This is a genomic window from Pseudomonas sp. 1 R 17, assembly GCF_900067035.1.
Taxonomy (GTDB): Bacteria; Pseudomonadota; Gammaproteobacteria; order Pseudomonadales; family Pseudomonadaceae; genus Aquipseudomonas; species Aquipseudomonas marginalis.
Genome location: NZ_FKLB01000034.1, coordinates 126866 through 144771 on the forward strand (window position 1 = coordinate 126866; position 17906 = coordinate 144771).

A 17906-nucleotide genomic window follows, 5' to 3' on the forward strand; every position below is an offset into this window, starting at 1 on the left:
TCAGAACTCCAGCTCCGCGCTGAAGTAGAGTACGTGACGATGGTCGTAAGTGTTGTCGGCCCAGGTGGTGGGCTGGTTATCGAGGCGTTGTTGCAACATGCCGGCCAGCTCCACGTTGGCTTTGCCCAGGGCAATGCGCTTGGCCACCCGCAGGTCGACCCGTTCGAAACGATATTGGTTGAGTGCGTCGTCGCCATAGTAGAACAGCGCGCTGGACCAACCTTGGCCCCATTCGCGCAACCAGCCGGCCGAGCCACTGTTACGCGCGGTCTGTGCTTTGTCCAGTGGGTTGCTGGTGGTGGCGTCGACATACGCGTAAGTCAGCCGCAGGCGGTCGGCGTTGCTCACGCGCCAGTCGAACTGGGACTCGGCGCCGGTGAAGCGTGAGCTGTTGGCGTTGCTGGCAATGTACTGGTTATTGCGCAGCGGCGAGCTGATCATGTCGGTGATTTCGTCGTAGAACACCTTCACGTCCATGTTCAGCCCGATGTCGGCAAAGAAGCCGTTGTAGCCCAGTTCCCGCGAGCGCATCAGTTCTTTGTCGAGGTTGCCCGGGCCCCGCGTCTTCACGAAGTACTGTCCGGAACTCTGCCCATAGGTCGGTGAGCTGAGGTTGGTGACGCGGTAGCTCCAGTTGACATTGTTCTCGAACATGTCCGGCGAACGGATGGCTTCCGAGTACACCGCGCGCAAGCCGTGGCGCGGGTTGATCAAATAGTTGACCGCCACCCTTGGCGTCAGCGAATGGCCGCTCAGGTGCGTGTCTTCGAACATGGCGCCGCCTTGCAGCAGCCAATGTTCACTGGCGCGCCATTCCAACTGGCCGAACAGGCGCCAGGTGGTGTCGTCCAGGGTGCCGTTGAAGTAGGTATCGGAGTCGGCGCGGTCGTAGCGGTAATTCATGCCGCTGACCAGGCGCAGGCTGTCGGACAGGCTGAGGGTGTCCTGGATTTCCACATCGTAGCGGCTTTCGCGGGTGCTCTGGTCGATGTCGCCGCATACGCTCTGGTTGGCGCCGTTGCGCCACTGGTCCAGTACCTGGTTGGCCAAGGCTTGTTCGGCGGCGCTGCCCGGTGGCGCGGTGCCCTGGCTGTAGGTGTCCATATGCCGGGCCAGCCGTTCGGCATAGTTGGGGTTGAGCTGCCACAACTGGGTCAGCTCGGGGCTGAACGAGACCTTGGCGTCACAGGCCTTCCAGATTTGCCGACGGTCCCACTGCTGGGCCGAGCCTTGGATATACAGGCTGTGCTCTGGGTTGAAATCAAAGTTCCAGCGCAGGGAACCGGCGTAGTCCTTGGCCGTGACATCGGAATTGTCGCCGCCCTCGGTAATCCCGGCGAATACGGGGGTGTAGGTGTAAGGGCGCTGGTTGGTGCCTTCCTTGGCATTCAGTTGCCAGTCGATACTCTGTTGCGCGTTCAAGGTCTGGCTCACTGCCAGGCTGAAGCGGTTGAGGCGACGGCCGTCTCGGCGGTCGGCGCCAACGGCATCGCTGTCAAAGCCATCGTCCTGTTGCCCGGACAGCGACAGGCGCAGATCGCCGGTTTCCCAGCCCACGCCCTGGCTGGCATAAAAGTCATTGATACCGCGCTCACCGCGAATCACCTTCACCCGTGAGCCATGGCTGTTGGCCGGTGAGCGCGTGAGGATATTGACCACTGCCATCAAGGCATTCGCCCCGTAGCTGACGGTGTTGGGACCGCGGAAGACCTCGATGCGCTCGATGTCTTCCATCGCCACCGGAATGTCGCTCCAGTCCACCGTGGCCAGGCCGGCGCGGTACACCGAACGCCCGTCGATCAATACTTGCATGCGGCGCGCATCGCTGGCGCTGGTGCCGTGGTAGTTCACCGCCGCCTGGTTGCCGGTGGTGTAGCCGACCATCATCCCCGGCACCAGGCGCAGCAGCTCGCTGATATCCCTTGCGCCGCTGGCCTTGATCAACTCGCTGTCGATCACGGTCATGCTGCCCGGCACGGCGGCGGCCGATTGCTTGAGGCGCGTGGCGGTCAATACCTGCGGCAGCGGCTGGCTGTCGAGGAACAGGTCGTCAGCCAGCGCAGGTGCACTGCACAACAGCATAAGCAGTAGAGATGAACGGGAAGGAGGGCCCAAATACACGACATGGCCTTGATAGTGACGGATAGCCGCCCATGTTAACCGAGGCGAGGCTATTTGCCAGTCGCCGCCCTTGCAATTCCGTCCCACAGGCATGGCATTTCCCGACAGGCCCACGATTTGATACGGGGGCTGGCCGCAAGCGGGTCGCCCCGTATAATGCCGCCATCGCCACTGGTATGGATTAACGGATTGCATATGACTGAACAGCGCCCTATTGCGGTCCTGGGAGGCGGAAGTTTTGGTACCGCCGTGGCTAACCTGCTGGCCGAGAACGGTCATGCGGTGCGCCAGTGGATGCGCGATCCCGAGCAGGCCGAGGCCATTCGCGTACACCGCGAAAACCCGCGTTACCTTAAAGGCATCAAGATTCATCCGGCGGTCGAGCCGGTCACCGACCTGTTGGCCACCCTGGCGGACTGCGACCTGTGCTTTGTTGCGCTGCCTTCCAGCGCCTTGCGCGCGGTGCTGGCGCCCCATGCCGAGCGCCTGGCGGGCAAGCTGCTGGTCAGCCTGACCAAGGGCATCGAGGCGCAGACCTTCAAGTTGATGAGCGAAATCCTCGCCGAGATCGCCCCCCAGGCGCGCATTGGCGTGCTGTCCGGGCCGAACCTGGCGCGGGAAGTCGCCGAGCACGCGCTGACCGCCACGGTGATCGCCAGCGAGGATGAGGCGTTGTGCGAGCGCGTCCAGGCGGTGCTGCATGGCCGGACCTTCCGCGTGTACGCCAGTGGCGACCGCTTTGGCGTGGAACTGGGCGGGGCGCTGAAAAACGTCTACGCGATCATCGCCGGCATGGCGGTGGCGCTGGGCATGGGCGAAAACACCAAGAGCATGCTGATTACCCGTGCCCTGGCGGAAATGACCCGCTTCGCGGTGAACCAGGGCGCCAACCCCATGACCTTCCTGGGCCTGGCCGGCGTGGGCGACTTGATCGTCACCTGCTCGTCGCCGAAAAGCCGCAACTACCAGGTGGGTTTCGCCCTGGGCCAGGGCCTGAGCCTGGAAGACGCGGTGACGCGCCTGGGTGAAGTGGCCGAAGGGGTCAACACCCTCAAGGTGCTCAAGGCCAAGGCCCAGGAAGTCGGCGTGTACATGCCGCTGGTCGCCGGGCTGCACGCGATCCTGTTTGAAGGGCGCACCTTGAACCAGGTCATCGAGTTGCTGATGCGGGCCGAGCCCAAAACCGACGTCGACTTTATTTCCACCAGTGGTTTCAACTGAGGAACGCGCCATGAACGATCCAAAAGCAGCCCCCAAGTACGAGTCCATTGTCCTGCGCATCCTGTGGATGCTGGTGTTTGCCCTGGTGTGGCAGGTGGCGCAGTTCCTGCTCGGCGCATTGGTGGTGGTGCAGTTGATCTACCGCCTGGTCTACAGCGCGCCGAACCTCGGCCTGATGAACTTCGGCGACAGCCTCAGCCAGTTTCTTGCCCAGATCGGCCGCTTTGGCAGCTTCCACACCGAGCAGAAGCCCTGGCCGTTCGCCGACTGGCCAACCCCGCGCGCTCCCGAGGGCGAAGCCGCCCACAGCGTGCCGCCGGCGCCGCACCCGGTGCGGGATGAGGAGCCGAAGCTATGAAGGTGTGGGTCTTGCGTCACGGTGAGGCCGAGGCGCATGCCCGCACGGATGCCGAGCGCAACCTCACCGAGCATGGCCGCGCCGAGGTGTTGCGCAGTGCTGCGCACCTGATCGGCCAGCCGCTCAGCGCGATCCTTGCCAGCCCGTACGTGCGGGCGCAGCAAACTGCACAGCTGGTGCGGGACGCGTTGGGTTTTGCGCCGGACATCCGCACGGTGCCTTGGCTCACGCCGGAGGGCAATCCGCTGGAGGTCCTGAGCAAGCTCGACAGTGATGACAACGTGCTGCTGGTCAGTCATCAGCCCCTGGTCGGCAGCTTGATCAGTTTTCTGCAGCATGGCCATCAGCGCCAGCCGCAGCCGATGTCCACCGCCAGCCTGGCAGAGCTTGAGGGCGACTTCCCGCTGGCGGGGTTGATGAGCCTGGTCAGCGTGAAGAATCCGTAGGCTACCGCCAGGCCACAGAGGATCGGGTCTTATGTCCGTCGCTTTTCGTTGGAGCGAGCGCAGCGAGGCAGTTGTGTGGCAGGATTAGGGCCGTAATAAAACCAATAAGGACAATTCCATGAGCTTGTGGCGCACCCAACCGAATATCGAGCAACTCAATGCCGGCCAGAAAAACACCATCGGTGAACTGCTGGACATCCGTTTTGAAAGCTTCGACGAGGAATCCCTCACCGCCAGCATGGTGGTCGACCACCGCACTCACCAGCCCTACGGCCTGCTGCATGGCGGTGCGTCGGTGGTTCTGGCCGAGAGCGTCGGCTCCGTGGCGGCCTATTTGTGCATCGACCCGAGCAAGTTCTATTGCGTGGGCCTGGAGGTCAACGCCAATCACCTGCGCGGTGTGCGCAGCGGGCGGGTGACGGCGGTGGCCAAGGCGATCCATATCGGCCGCACCACCCAGGTCTGGGACATTCGCCTGACCACCGATGACGGCAAGTGCAACTGTGTCTCACGGCTGACCATGGCCGTGGTGCCTTTGGGCGAAACCCCTCCGGCGCGATAGGTGTGGCGTGAGTGTCATCATTCCTGGCAGTTACAGTCATTGCTGTGGGGCTTGGGCCTGGTGACAATCAATCTCGGTTTTTGCAGATGGATCCGCTATGTCGCAGCACGTGTTTTTTGCCCACGCCAATGGCTTCCCCTCGGCCACCTACGGCAAGCTGTTTGCCGCCCTGGCCCCGGAGTATGCGGTGGCTCACTTGCCGCAACACGGTCACGACCCCAGGTTTCCAGTGGACGATAACTGGCAGAACCTGGTGGACGAGTTGATCCATCATCTGGAGCAGCAACCGCAGCCCGTCTGGGGCGTGGGCCACTCCCTGGGTGGCGTGCTGCATTTGCACGCGGCCCTGCGCTGCCCGCAGCTGTATCGCGGGGTGGTGATGCTCGACTCGCCAGTATTGACCCGCGCCGACCGTTGGGTGATCCGCGCCGCCAAGCGCTTCGGTTTTATCGACCGCCTCACGCCGGCCGGGCGCACCCTGGGCCGTCGTGAAGAATTCAGCGACCTGGACGCCGCGCGCAGCTACTTCGCCGGCAAGACCCTGTTCCGAGGCTTTGACCCGGAATGCTTCGACGCCTACCTGCAACACGGCCTGTACCAGGCGGGTGATCGCCTGCGCCTGCGTTTCGACCCGGCCACCGAAATCAGCATCTACCGGGGCGTGCCCCACACCAGTCCCGGCCAGGTGCGCCAATTGAAAGTGCCGCTGGCGGTGGTGCGCGGTCGCCAGAGCCGCGTGGTGATGCGTCACCACGCCAGCGGCGTCGACCGTCTGCCCATGGGCGAAATGCTCACCATGCCCGGCGGCCATATGTTTCCCCTCGAACGCCCCCAGGACACCGCGACCTTGATCAAGACCCTGTTCGCCCGCTGGGAAGCCCGGGAGCGCAGCTGCGCATGAGCACACCCGTCGAAGAGGTTCGCCTGAGCCTGCCGCACATTGAGTTGGCGGCCCATCTGTTTGGCCCCGAGGACGGTTTGCCGGTGATCGCCCTGCATGGCTGGCTGGACAATGCCAACAGCTTTGCACGCCTGGCGCCGAAGCTTGCGGGTTTGCGTATCGTGGCGCTGGACATGGCCGGCCATGGGCATTCGGCGCATCGTCCTACAGGTGCCGGTTATGCCTTGTGGGATTACGTCCACGACGTGCTGCACGTTGCCGAGCAACTTGGCTGGAAACGTTTTGCATTACTCGGCCACTCCCTCGGCGCCATCGTGTCCCTGGTGCTGGCCGGTGCCTTGCCGGAACGGGTGACGCACCTGGGTTTGATTGACGGCGTGATCCCGCCCACGGCCAGCGGTGAGAACGCCGCCGAGCGCCTGGGCATGGCCTTGCAGGCGCAATTGAACCTGCAGGATAAGCGCAAGCCGGTCTACACCACCCTCGACCGGGCGGTTGAGGCGCGTATGAAAGGTTTGGTCGCCGTGAGCCGTGAAGCCGCAGAACTGCTGGCCCAGCGCGGTTTGATGCCGGTGCCGGGCGGTTATACCTGGCGCTCGGACAGTCGCCTGACCCTGGCATCGCCGATGCGCCTGACCGATGAGCAGGCGATGGCTTTCGTGCGCCGCGTGGGTTGCCCTACGCAGTTGGTGGTCGCCGCCGATGGCATGTTGGCGAAACATCCCGAATTGCTTTCCCAGCTACCCTTTACGGTAACCACGTTGCCGGGTGGCCATCATTTACACCTGAATGATGAGCCTGGTGCGGTCCTTGTTGCAGACTGTTTCAATCGGTTCTTCTCCGCGCCTTGACTTGGGGCGGTCAACTGCCGAGGCTGGGCGGATTGAAAGGGAGTCAACCATGAACCAACTCAACACTGCTGCGACCTCCGATGGCCAGGGCTCACCGATCCGATGAGCCTGCGTAAAGGATGTATACGTGCCCTCGGACTGTGCTGTTTCAGCCCCTTGGTGTTCGCCGCCGATGTGCCGGGAAGCCAGGACCTGCCTGCCGTGGCCCGTCAGGTCGACGCACAGATCGTCGATTACCGTCCCGCTGAAGAAAAGGAACGCATCTACCCCATGGGGGCGATCCGCAAGATCAGTGGCCAGTTGCGTTATGAGGGCCAGGCCACCGCCCGTGGGCAAGCCACAGCGATTACCTACGAGCTGCCTGCCGAACACACCTCCAGTGCTGCGTTCACGTCGACGCGAGAAGCGTTGCAGGCCAACGGCGCGCAGTTGTTGTTCTGGTGCCAGGCCCGCGATTGCGGTGAAAGCAGCCTGTGGGCCAACGAAGTGTTCGGTAATGCCAAGCTGGTAGGTGCCGACGGCCAGCAGGAATACCTGCTGCTGCGTCTCGCCGCCCCGCAGGAAAACTCCCTGGTGGCCATCTACGGCATCACCCGAGGCAACCGTCGTGCCTACCTGCATGTGGAGCAGTTGGATGCCGGCGCACCGCTGGGCGACCTGCTGCCCACCTCGGCCACCTTGTTGCGCGAGCTCAAAAGCACCGGTGAGCTGGATTTCCCCGCGCTTGGCGGCGACCCCGACGACACCTGGCTGACCCTGATTTCCCGGGGCTTGAACCTCGATACGACCTTGCGCGTCAGCCTGACCGGCCCGAAAGCCGAAGCCTGGCGCCAGGCTTTGGTCGACAAAGGCGTGCGCGCCGCGCGCCTGGAAACCGGCAGCACTGAAACCAAAGGCCTGCACCTGCATCTGATACGCTGACCGCAACAGGGCGAACGGACCCGTGCCGTTCGCCTAAGCTCTCTTCCTACAGCCTTTTCTAGAGATACCCCATGCTCAATAACGATCGCCTGCTGGTGCAAATCCTGCTGCTGGTGCTGTTTGGTGCCAGCTTCTGGGTGATGGCGCCGTTCTGGTCGGCGCTGTTCTGGGGGGCGGTGCTGGCGTTTGCCAGTTGGCCGCTGATGGTGCTGCTGACCCGCGCGCTGGGTGGCCGTGAATCCCTGGCCGCCGGCATCCTGACCCTGGGCTGGATGTTGCTGGTGGCGGTGCCGCTGGTATGGCTGGGGTTCAATCTCGCGGACCATGTGCGCGATGCCGTGGCGTTGATCAAGGATATTCAGGTCGATGGGCTGCCCGAGGCGCCAGCCTGGTTGGGGGCGATTCCCTTTGTGGGGGAACGCCTGGTCGGCATGTGGAACAGCATCGACGAGCAGGGCGCGGCGCTGATGGTCAGCCTCAAACCGTACCTGGGGCAGGTGGGCAATTGGCTGTTGGCGCGCAGTGCGCAGATCGGCGGCGGCATCCTCGAACTGACCCTGAGCCTGGTGTTCGTGTTCTTTTTTTATCGTGATGGGCCGCGTCTGGCGATGTTCGTGCATCGCTTGCTGGAACGACTGATCGGTGACCGTGCCGGTTACTACATCGAACTGGTGGCCGGTACGGTGCAGCGGGTGGTCAACGGTGTGATCGGCACTGCCGCCGCCCAGGCCCTGCTGGCACTGATCGGCTTCCTGATCGCCGGCGTGCCGGGTGCGTTGGTGCTGGGGATCGTGACGTTCCTGCTCAGCCTGATCCCGATGGGCCCGCCGCTGGTATGGATCCCGGCCACGGCCTGGCTGGCGTGGAAAGGCGACTACACCTATGCGGTGTTCCTTGGCGTGTGGGGGACGTTCATCATCAGCGGCGTGGACAACGTGCTCAAGCCCTACCTGATCAGCCGTGGCGGCAACCTGCCGCTGGTGATCGTGTTGCTCGGGGTCTTCGGCGGCTTGATTGCCTTTGGCTTTATCGGCCTGTTTATCGGCCCGACCCTGCTGGCCGTGGCCTACAGCCTGCTGATGGATTGGAGCGCAACCCAGGCCCAGGTTCGGCGTGAAGACAAGCCCCTTTAAGCCCTGGGCAACCACATCACGGCGGTCAAGCCGCCGCCTGGGGTCTCTTCCAGGCTCAGGCGGCCGCCCAGGCGCTCCGCGGCTTCCTTGGAAATGGTCATGCCCAGGCCAACGCCGCCGGAATTGCGGTTACGCGAGCCTTCCAGCCGATAGAACGGCTCGAACACCGCCTCACGCTTATCGGGCGCAATCCCCGGCCCGTGGTCGATCACACGTATGACCAGCGCTTCGCGGCTGTCCTCCAGCTCCACGCGGGCGGTGCCGGCATAACGCAAGGCGTTGTCGATCAGGTTGTTGAGGCATGAGCGCAGGGCCATCGGTTGCACCTGCAAGGGCAGGCAGCTGCCCGCACATTGCACATCGGAGCCTTGGTCCTGGGCGTTTTCACTCATGGACTCCACCAGCGCCTGCACATCCAGCCAATGCCGGGTTTCACTGGTGCGCTGTTCGTGCAGGTAGCTCAGGGTGGCGTCGAGCATGTCGATCATGTCGTTCAGGTCCTGGCGCATCTGGCCCTGCAGCCGGGTGTCCTCGATCTGCTCCAGGCGCAGCTTGAGGCGGGACAGCGGGGTGCGCAGGTCATGGGAGACTGCGCCGAGCATGCGCGCGCGTTGGCTGACCTGCTCGCGAATACGCCTTTGCATCAGGTTGAAGGTCGAGGCGGCCTGCCGTGCTTCCCTCGGGCCGGATTCATCGAGGGGTGGGCTGTCGAGGTCCAGGCTCAAGCGTTCCGCCGCTTCACTCAGGCGCTGTATCGGCCGGCTCAGCAGTTTGGCACCGTACCAGGCCGCGATAATCAACGAGACGAATTGAAAGGTCAGGGGCACCACCGGGCCGCCAAACCAGGGGCGTGGGTGCTTGTCGCGCATCGGCGCCAGGGTCCCGTCCGGCTGCTCGATAAATCGCTCAGGAGGGGGCGGCGGCGGTTGGCCGTAGTGGTGAAACCAGAAGAACGCCAGCCCATGGGCCAGCACAATCGCCACCAGTAACACGCCGAACAGCCGACCGAACAGCGTGTTGAAGGGCGCGCGCATCAGCCAATATCCCGGGCGTCGAACAGGTAGCCTTCGCCGCGCACGGTCTTGATCAACTGCGGTGCCTTGGGGTCATCCCCGAGTTTTTGCCGCAGGCGCGACACCAGCAAGTCGATACTGCGATCAAAGGCCTCTATCGAGCGGCCACGGGCGGCATCAAGCAGCTGCTCCCGGCTCAGCACCCGGCGCGGGCGTTCGATAAACACCCACAACAGGCGGAATTCCGCGTTGGACAGCGGCACCACCAGGCCATCGTCGGCCACCAATTGACGCAACACGCTGTTGAGGCGCCAGTTGTCGAAGCGGATATTCGCGCGCTGTTCGGTGCGGTCATCGCGCACGCGGCGCAGGATGGTCTGGATCCGCGCTACCAGTTCACGGGGTTCGAAGGGCTTGGACATGTAGTCGTCGGCCCCCAGTTCCAGGCCGATGATGCGGTCGGTGGGCTCGCAGCGGGCGGTGAGCATCAGGATCGGGATATCCGATTCGGCGCGCAGCCAGCGGCACAGGGTCAGGCCGTCTTCCCCCGGCAGCATCAGGTCGAGTACCACCACATCATAGGTTTCGGCTTGCATGGCCAGGCGCATCGCGGCGCCGTCGGTCACGCCGGTGGCGAGGATATTGAAGCGTGCCAGGTAGTCGATCAGTAATTCGCGGATCGGCACATCGTCGTCGACGATCAGCGCACGGGTGTTCCAGCGCTTGTCATCGGCGACCACCGCGCCTTTTTGCTCGTCGTTCACGGGGACGGAAGGGGTATGCATAGTGCGATCATCTGCCTGGTTGTTACGGTCAGCATAGGCGCCCAGCCCCATGGCTGGTAGTGCTGGTCGGTGGGTCGTGCGGGCGAGGCTAGCGGCAGGGCGTGTTGTGGGCATGTCATGAATGTATCAGCTTTGAAATAATCATCTGGAATGCCTGGCTGATGGCGGTTGGTCAGTATTTACCGATCATCGGATCCCGCAACGGCGCTGCTTGCGCTACAATCCGCGCCGATTTCGACTTGCCTGAGAGCCCATTCCAATGTCCGCCTGCCAGACTCCTATCATCGTCGCCCTGGATTACCCCACCCGTGACGCCGCACTGAAGCTGGCTGACCAGTTGGACCCCAGGCTTTGCCGGGTCAAGGTCGGCAAGGAACTGTTCACCAGCTGCGCCGCGGAAATCGTCGGCACCCTGCGTGACAAAGGCTTCGAGGTGTTCCTCGACCTGAAATTCCACGACATCCCCAACACCACCGCCATGGCGGTCAAGGCTGCGGCCGAGATGGGCGTGTGGATGGTCAACGTACACTGCTCCGGCGGCCTGCGCATGATGACCGCCTGCCGCGAAGTGCTGGAACAGCGCAGCGGCCCCAAGCCGTTGCTGATCGGCGTGACCGTGCTGACCAGCATGGAGCGCGAGGACCTGGCGGGCATTGGCCTGGATATCGAGCCTCAGGAGCAGGTGCTGCGCCTGGCCGCCCTGGCGCAGAAAGCCGGCCTTGATGGCCTGGTGTGCTCGGCGCTGGAAGCCCAGGCCTTGAAAACTGCCCATCCGTCGTTGCAATTGGTGACCCCGGGGATTCGCCCTGCGGGCAGTGCCCAGGACGACCAGCGCCGCATCCTGACCCCGCGCCAGGCACTGGACGCGGGTTCCGACTACCTGGTGATCGGTCGTCCGATCAGCCAGGCGGCGGATCCGGCCAAGGCGTTGGCGGCGGTAGTCGCCGAGATCGCCTGATCGATGCGCGTTCCCACGTTCGCGTGGGAACGCGCGGATCTGCCGTGTATCAGCTGACCTTGAGCACCAATTTGCCAAAGTTTTCGCCGTTGAACAGCTTCATCAGCGTCTCCGGGAACGTCTCCAGCCCCTCGACGATATCCTCCTTGCTCTTGAGCTTGCCCTGGGCCATCCAGCCGGCCATTTCCTGCCCGGCGGCGGCAAAGTTCGCCGCGTGATCCATCACCACAAAGCCTTCCATCCTTGCGCGGTTGACCAGCAGTGAGAGGTAGTTGGCCGGGCCTTTCACCGCTTCCTTGTTGTTGTACTGGCTGATGGCCCCGCAAATCACCACGCGGGCTTTCAACGCCAGCCGACTGAGCACCGCGTCAAGAATGTCGCCGCCGACGTTATCGAAATACACATCCACGCCTTTAGGGCACTCGCGCTTCAGGGCGGCGGGCACGTCTTCGTTCTTGTAGTCGATGGCGGCGTCGAAGCCCAGCTCATCCACCAGGAACTTGCACTTGTCGGCGCCGCCGGCAATGCCGACCACGCGGCAGCCTTTGAGCTTGGCGATCTGCCCGGCAATGCTGCCCACGGCACCGGCCGCGCCGGAGATCACCACGGTTTCACCGGCCTTGGGCGCGCCGGTGTCCAGCAGTGCGAAGTAGGCGGTCATGCCGGTCATGCCCAGCGCAGACAGGTAGCGGGGCAGGGGCGCCAGATTGGGGTCGACCTTGTAGAAGCCGCGCGGTTCGCCCAGGAAGTAATCCTGCACGCCCAGGGCGCCATTCACGTAGTCCCCGACGGCGAATTTCGGGTTATTCGAGGCAATCACCTTGCCTACACCCAGCGCGCGCATGACCTCGCCGAGGCCTACGGGCGGAATGTAGGACTTGCCTTCATTCATCCAGCCACGCATGGCCGGGTCGAGGGACAGGTATTCGTTGTGCACCAGCACCTGCCCGTCCCCGGGCGTGCCCACCGGCACGACCTGGTAAGTGAAGGTTTCCCGCGTGGCCGCGCCGACCGGGCGTTTGGCGAGCAGGAATTGGCGGTTGGTCTGGGCGGTCATGGCAAGGACTCTTTAGAAGTGAAGCATGATTGATAGACCTTGGACGGCCCGGGGGCAAGGTCAGCCTAGGGTGCGAATGCTCATCGATAGGTGCCATTGATAGTGAGCCCGGTTGCCTTATCACTATGACTCATGCAGCACTAACCGGACTTCTGATAGTGCTGACGTGTGCGTCTCGGCGTTGGCTAGACTCGTGCCACTGCCATTAATCCCAATAGGACATCCTCCATGAGCATGACGTTTTCCGGCCAGGTCGCCCTGGTGACTGGCGCCGCCGCCGGTATTGGTCGCGCCACTGCGCTGGCGTTCGCCGCCGAAGGCTTGAAGGTCGTGGTCGCCGACCTGGACGTAGCTGGCGGCGAGGGTACGGTCGCGCTGATCCACCAGGCCGGGGGCGAGGCGCTGTTCGTGCGCTGCAACGTCACCCAGGAGGCGGATGTGCAGCAGTTGATGGCACAGACCATCGGCGCCTATGGTCGCCTGGACTATGCGTTCAATAACGCCGGCATCGAGATCGAGAAGGGCAGGCTGGCGGACGGCAGCCTGGATGAGTTCGACGCGATCATGGGCGTCAACGTCAAGGGTGTGTGGTTGTGCATGAAGTACCAGTTGCCGCTGCTGCTGGCCCAGGGCGGTGGGGCGATCGTCAACACCGCGTCGGTGGCGGGGTTGGGCGCGGCGCCGAAGATGAGTATCTATGCGGCCTCCAAGCACGCCGTGATCGGCCTGACCAAGTCCGCAGCTATCGAATACGCGAAGAAGAAAATCCGCGTCAATGCCGTCTGCCCGGCGGTGATCGATACCGATATGTTCCGGCGCGCCTATGAAGCCGACCCCCGCAAGGCCGAATTCGCCGCCGCCATGCACCCGGTCGGGCGTATCGGCAAGGTGGAGGAAATCGCCAGCGCAGTGCTGTACCTGTGCAGCGACGGAGCGGCGTTCACCACCGGCCACGCCTTGGCCGTGGACGGTGGCGCGACGGCTATCTAGGACCTGGCGCCGGCCCCTTGTTCGAAAACGTCTGGGCGCGCGTGGGGCTTTTCCAAAGCTGGCAAAACGCTGTGACCGAATATGTGTCAGTAGGTAAATAAGTCAATAAAATCAATAATTTAATAAATTTATGCGGCCGGCAACCTGCTGCTTCTGTGCTTAACTCTCCGGGTTGATAACAGACAGTTGAAGTGAGTGGCTCATGGATTTAGGGATCGATCGACAGGCCCTTGTACCGGTAGTGCAGCAAATCGTCAGTGCAGTGGTGCAATGGATTCGCAAGGACGGCGTGAGCCCCGGAACGCGCTTGCCGTCCGTCCGCCAGTTGGCCCTGGATAACCTGCTCAGCCAATCCAGCGTGATCGAAGCATTCGAACGGATGGTCGCCCAAGGGGTGCTGGCGCCCCGGCAGGGCTCGGGATTTGTGGTGGCCCAGCCGGCTGCCTGCCACGAAGGCAATTGGTATGAGGGGGCGGAGCGCGAGTGGGGCGCCTTTGCCGACAATCCGTTGGGCGAGTTGAAGCTGGGCTGTGGCTGGTTGCCCGATGCCTGGCGCGAAAGCGATGACATCAGTTACGCGATTCGTGAAGTCACCCGCACCGACACGGCCGGCCTGTTCAACTACAGCACCCCTCTGGGTCTGCCTGCGCTGCGCGAGCAACTGCTCAAGCGCCTGACCCAGATTCACATCGCCACCAGCCTGGAGCGCATCCTGACCACCGCAGGTGCCAGCCATGCCCAGGACCTGCTGATACGTACGCTGCTCAAGGCCGGCGACAGCGTGGTGGTCGAAACCCCCGGGTATGCCAACCTCTATCGGCAGCTGGCGTTCCAGGGCGTGCAACTGCTGGAAGTACCGCGTACCCGAGGCGGCCCCGACCTCCCGGCGCTTGAAGCGCTGCTGCAGCACCATCATCCCAAGTGCCTGTTCATCCACAGCCTCTATCACAATCCCACGGGCACCAGCCTGTGCCGGCTGGTGGCCGAGCGCTTGCTGGAACTGGCACACCGCAAGAACTTCCTGATCATCGAGGAAGATGTCTACGGCGATCTGCAACAGGCCAGTTGCACGCGGCTTTCTGCATTGCCCCATGATGATCGGGTGATCTACGTCGCGAGTTTTTCCAAGACCCTGAGCAGCGCCTTGCGCGTGGGCTACCTCTGCGCCAGCAGCGCAATCATCACGCAACTGGCCAGCCTCAAGACCTTGAGCGGCTTCGGCACCTCCCGGTTTGCTGAAGCGGTGGTCGCCACGTTGCTGGCCAATGGCACGTATCGCAAGTGGGTGCAGCGCCTGCGCAAGCGGTTGAGCAGTGAAATGGCCGTGACCCTGCAAGTGCTGGAGGACGAAGAGTGGGAGGTGTTCGCCGTACCCACCGGCGGTATGTTCCTGTGGGCACGCCCGGGGACGGCGCAGCCTTCGCGGTTGCAGGCGTGCGCCCGGCAGTTGGGGGTGTTGTTGTCGCCCGGGGCGTTGTTCAGTCCCACCGGCGGGCACAGTGAGTGGCTACGCCTTAATGTCGCCTATGCTACTGATCAACGTGCCTTGGCGTTGTTCCGTGCGATGGGGCCCGCCAGATCGACCTCGACCATTCTGAAAACGACGAGTGTGTAGCTTTTTGCCATTATTGTGGCGCCAGTGCCTTGTGCTCAGTGCCTTTTGGTTGCGAATCTCGTTGCTTGTCCATCGGACTTGATGGCGTCCGCCATTGCAAGAGGATTCAAGTGCAATGATTTCAGGCGTGCAACGACGTTTCGCCAACCTGGGTATGGCGAAAAAACTGGGCTTGGGCTTCACCCTGGTGCTGCTGCTGACGGCGTTGGTCGCGGCTATCGGCGTGTGGTCCCTGCAAACCGTTGGCCAGCGTTTTGAAGGCCTCAAGGCCATGTCGTCGCTCAACAGCGGCTTGCTCAAGGTGCGCCTGATCGAACAGGACTACGCGCTGCACGCCGACCCCAAGGCCGTCGACGCCTTGCATGAAAGTCTCGATGCCCTGGCGGCCCAGGCGGCCGGCCTCAAGGCCCAGTCTGCGGCGAATGTGCCGGTGATGGCCGAGGTCGAGCAGGCTCTGGCAGCCTACCGGAAGGCGTTCGATGAGTTCGTCGAGCTGACGCAGACCAAGGATCTGGCGCTGGAAATGGCCAGTTGGTCGGTGTCCAGCGTGGCGAATAACCTGGATGTATTGCAGGCCGGGCTGGCGGACGACGGCGCCTATGGCCTCAAGGAAAGCCAAGGTAAGGAGGGGGCCGAGTTTATCGAGCAGGCAGGCCAGATCAGGCAGGTTTCCCGCTTGATGTTGCAGGCCATGAACGAAGCCCATGTGCGCCTGGACCAGAGCCGCAAGGCGGATGCTGACGACGCCGAGCAAGGCAAGATCGAGCAGGCCGACCAGGCCCTGGCCCAGGTCGAGCAATTGAAAACGTCGGTCAAGGACCCTGGTTATCAGACGGTGCTCAACGAAGTTTCCGGGCATATCGCCGCCTTCAGCGAAAAGCTGGGGGAATACACCGGCCTGCTGGCCCAGGAAAAAGTCGTCTACAAACAACTGCATGATCGAGCTGACCAAGTCGTCAGCCGGGTCAACCAGGCCTATGACGCTGAAGACCTGTCGATGCAGGCGCAACTGAAGAAAAGCGCGATGTTGATCATTGGCTCGTCGGCCCTGGCCTTGCTGGTGGGGTTGATTGCGGCCTGGGTGATTACCCGCTTGATTGTCGCGCCGCTGCGCAGTGTGATCGCGGTAGCCCGACAGATTGCCGCCGGGGATCTGAGCGGGCGCATGGAGGTCAGCCGCCGTGATGAAATCGGCCAGTTGATGCAGGCGATGCAACAGATGGGCGGCGGCCTTAGCCAGATGGTCAGCGGCCTGCAGGCCGGTATCGAACAATTGGCCAGCTCGGCGCAGTCGCTGTCCAGCGTGACCGAGCAGACCAATGTCGAGGTCAGCAGCCAGAAGGAAGAAACCGAGCAGGTCGCTACCGCGATGAACCAGATGACCGCCACCGTGCACGATGTGGCACGCAACGCCGAGCAGGCCGCACAAGCCGCGCAGACGGCGGATGAAAAAGTCGACAGCGGCCAGCAGGTGGTGCGCCAGAGTTTGCAGCGTATCGAATTGTTGGCCACGTCCAGTACACGCGCGAGCACCAGCATCGAGAGCCTCAGTGCCGAAATCCAGAATATCGGCACCGTGCTGAGCGTGATCAAAAGCGTCGCCGAACAGACCAACCTGCTGGCCCTGAACGCAGCCATCGAAGCCGCCCGCGCAGGCGAACAGGGCCGGGGTTTTGCGGTGGTGGCCGATGAAGTACGGGCACTGGCCAAGCGCACCCAGCAGTCGACCGAAGAAATCGAGCGGCTGGTCAGTACCTTGCGCAGCGCGGCGCAATCATCGGTGCAGCAGATCCAGCAAAGTGGCGAACTGGTCAAGCTGGCGGTCAGCGATGCGCTGGAAACCGAAAGTGCCCTGGGCAGCATTGCGGTAGCGGTGTCGTTGATCCAGCAGATGAACCAGCAGATTGCCGCTGCGGCTGAGGAGCAGAGCTCGGTGGCCGAAGAGATCAACCGTAGTGTCACCAGTATTCGTGCGAGTGCCGATCAATCGGCGTTGAGCATGCAGGGCAATGCGGCGTCGAGCATCCAGCTGGCGCAGTTGGGGGCGGAGCTCAAGGGGATGGTGGGGCACTTCCGCCTTTGATCGTCGCCCCGAGGCGGCGATCAAAAGGGAGGGCGATCAGGCGTGGTTGGCGAGGAAGGTGAGCAGCGCTTCGTTGACGAAATCCGGGTTCTCCCGGCTGGAGATATGCCCGGCGTCTGGAATCAGGATCAGGGCACAGCCAATCAGTTCGGCCATTTCCTCGGATTCGGCGGGTGGCCGAGGCTTGTCCTGTTCGCCACACATCACCAAGGTGGTATCGGCGTCCAGCCGCGGTAGTTGCTCCAGTACATCTTCGCGGCTGAAGATCAATCGACCCAGGGGGACGATGCTGTGCAGCAGGCGTTCCCGGGGAAAGTCCTGCAGTGACTTGCGAAAATCCTGGTAGAGCGCCGATTCGCGGTCGATGTCGGGGCGAAAGAAGATCGGCGCGATCACATCCAGCAACGGCTCAGGAATGGCGCCGGCATCTTCAATCATCTTGAACAACGAGAAGTAATACTGGCGCGTGGCCTCTGGCTCGGCACCGAGGTAGGTGTCCATCAGCACCAGGCTGTTGATCCGCTCGGGGGCCTGCAATGCCAGGCGTGCGCCCCACATGCCGCCCACCGACAGGCCTGCCAGGTTGATCTGTGCGATCTCCAAATGGTCAAGCAGGGCCAGGACCTGGCGCGCAAGGTCGTCGAGGGTGTGGGTGGGGGCGGGGAGTTGGCCCGATTCGCCGTGGCCCCACAGTTCGGGCACGATGACCCGGTACTGTTGTGACAGGGCTTCGATCTGCGGGGCCCACATGTCGCGGTCCCACAGGTAGCTTGAGCCGAGCAGGACGACAGGGCCGGTGCCCTGGTCGACGTAATGCAGCGGTTGTCCATCAATGACGGCGATAGGCATAGCGGGCCTCTGACTTCACGGAGTGAGGGGCACTTTTTTACG

The 17906-nt window shown here is 63.0% G+C and carries 17 protein-coding genes and 1 pseudogene; 13 read left to right on the forward strand and 5 right to left on the reverse strand.

The genetic code is table 11. The annotated features are described in order from the left end of the window. Positions 1-2121: a TonB-dependent receptor plug domain-containing protein gene (locus BFP99_RS11265; RefSeq protein ID WP_323146955.1), complete on the reverse strand. Its 2121-nt coding sequence runs from the start codon at positions 2119-2121 to the stop codon at positions 1-3. Between the two features lie 195 nt (positions 2122-2316). Here BFP99_RS11265 and BFP99_RS11270 point away from each other — a divergent pair, with 195 nt between their 5' ends. From BFP99_RS11270 to BFP99_RS11305, 8 genes are all read left to right on the forward strand, one after another. Continuing rightward, a complete protein-coding gene (locus tag BFP99_RS11270; protein WP_065924502.1) occupies positions 2317-3342 on the forward strand; it encodes an NAD(P)H-dependent glycerol-3-phosphate dehydrogenase in 1026 nt (341 codons plus the stop codon). A gap of 10 nt (positions 3343-3352) precedes the next feature. Beyond that, complete coding sequence (locus BFP99_RS11275) at positions 3353-3700, forward strand: DUF4389 domain-containing protein (protein ID WP_065939916.1); 348 nt, start codon at positions 3353-3355, stop codon at positions 3698-3700. Then, positions 3697-4146 (forward strand): phosphohistidine phosphatase SixA, encoded by a 450-nt coding sequence (gene sixA, locus BFP99_RS11280; protein WP_065947277.1) that lies wholly within the window; start codon positions 3697-3699, stop codon positions 4144-4146. The genes BFP99_RS11275 and sixA overlap by 4 nt, the downstream gene beginning before the upstream one ends. Positions 4147-4264: 118 nt before the next feature. After that, complete coding sequence (locus BFP99_RS11285) at positions 4265-4708, forward strand: hotdog fold thioesterase (protein ID WP_065924505.1); 444 nt, start codon at positions 4265-4267, stop codon at positions 4706-4708. Between the two features lie 97 nt (positions 4709-4805). Then, positions 4806-5609: an alpha/beta fold hydrolase gene (locus tag BFP99_RS11290; protein ID WP_027607078.1), complete on the forward strand. Its 804-nt coding sequence runs from the start codon at positions 4806-4808 to the stop codon at positions 5607-5609. Continuing rightward, positions 5606-6460, forward strand: coding sequence for an alpha/beta hydrolase (locus tag BFP99_RS11295; protein WP_065924506.1), 855 nt, complete (start codon positions 5606-5608; stop codon positions 6458-6460). The genes BFP99_RS11290 and BFP99_RS11295 overlap by 4 nt, the downstream gene beginning before the upstream one ends. Positions 6461-6562: 102 nt before the next feature. Then, entirely contained in the window at positions 6563-7381 is an 819-nt protein-coding gene (locus tag BFP99_RS11300) for a DUF4892 domain-containing protein (RefSeq protein WP_065924507.1), read from the forward strand. Between the two features lie 71 nt (positions 7382-7452). Further along, a complete protein-coding gene (locus tag BFP99_RS11305) occupies positions 7453-8514 on the forward strand; it encodes an AI-2E family transporter (protein WP_065947278.1) in 1062 nt (353 codons plus the stop codon). Here BFP99_RS11305 and BFP99_RS11310 read toward each other — a convergent pair. Both BFP99_RS11310 and BFP99_RS11315 read right to left on the reverse strand, forming a co-directional pair. Further along, entirely contained in the window at positions 8511-9548 is a 1038-nt protein-coding gene (locus tag BFP99_RS11310) for a sensor histidine kinase (RefSeq protein WP_065924509.1), read from the reverse strand. The genes BFP99_RS11305 and BFP99_RS11310 overlap by 4 nt on opposite strands. Next, complete coding sequence (locus tag BFP99_RS11315; RefSeq protein ID WP_065924552.1) at positions 9548-10312, reverse strand: response regulator; 765 nt, start codon at positions 10310-10312, stop codon at positions 9548-9550. Before BFP99_RS11315 ends, BFP99_RS11310 begins: the two co-directional genes overlap by 1 nt. A 259-nt stretch (positions 10313-10571) precedes the next feature. Here BFP99_RS11315 and pyrF point away from each other — a divergent pair, with 259 nt between their 5' ends. Further along, positions 10572-11270 carry an orotidine-5'-phosphate decarboxylase gene (gene pyrF / locus BFP99_RS11320; RefSeq protein ID WP_065947279.1) on the forward strand — a complete coding sequence of 233 codons (699 nt, stop codon included), beginning with the start codon at positions 10572-10574 and terminating at the stop codon, positions 11268-11270. A 49-nt stretch (positions 11271-11319) separates the two neighbouring features. Here the strand turns inward: pyrF and BFP99_RS11325 are convergent, their stop codons facing one another. Next, positions 11320-12327 carry an NADP-dependent oxidoreductase gene (locus BFP99_RS11325; RefSeq protein ID WP_065947280.1) on the reverse strand — a complete coding sequence of 336 codons (1008 nt, stop codon included), beginning with the start codon at positions 12325-12327 and terminating at the stop codon, positions 11320-11322. Between the two features lie 228 nt (positions 12328-12555). On the opposite strand from BFP99_RS11325, the gene BFP99_RS11330 reads away from it, so the two are divergent. The 4 genes and pseudogenes from BFP99_RS11330 to BFP99_RS34070 all read left to right on the forward strand — a co-directional run bounded on the left by BFP99_RS11330 (position 12556) and on the right by BFP99_RS34070 (position 17015). Next, complete coding sequence (locus BFP99_RS11330) at positions 12556-13317, forward strand: SDR family oxidoreductase (RefSeq protein WP_065924512.1); 762 nt, start codon at positions 12556-12558, stop codon at positions 13315-13317. A 202-nt stretch (positions 13318-13519) separates the two neighbouring features. Then, positions 13520-14932, forward strand: coding sequence for an aminotransferase-like domain-containing protein (locus tag BFP99_RS11335; RefSeq protein ID WP_065924513.1), 1413 nt, complete (start codon positions 13520-13522; stop codon positions 14930-14932). Positions 14933-15956: 1024 nt separating this feature from the next. After that, positions 15957-16154: pseudogene (locus BFP99_RS34065) on the forward strand (HAMP domain-containing protein); the annotation flags it as partial. A gap of 18 nt (positions 16155-16172) precedes the next feature. Continuing rightward, complete coding sequence (locus tag BFP99_RS34070; RefSeq protein WP_370671245.1) at positions 16173-17015, forward strand: methyl-accepting chemotaxis protein; 843 nt, start codon at positions 16173-16175, stop codon at positions 17013-17015. 36 nt (positions 17016-17051) lie between these two features. Here the strand turns inward: BFP99_RS34070 and BFP99_RS11345 are convergent, their stop codons facing one another. Beyond that, on the reverse strand, positions 17052-17864 hold the full coding sequence (locus BFP99_RS11345; protein WP_065924515.1) for an alpha/beta fold hydrolase: 813 nt from the start codon (positions 17862-17864) through the stop codon (positions 17052-17054). Positions 17865-17906 lie beyond the last annotated feature (42 nt).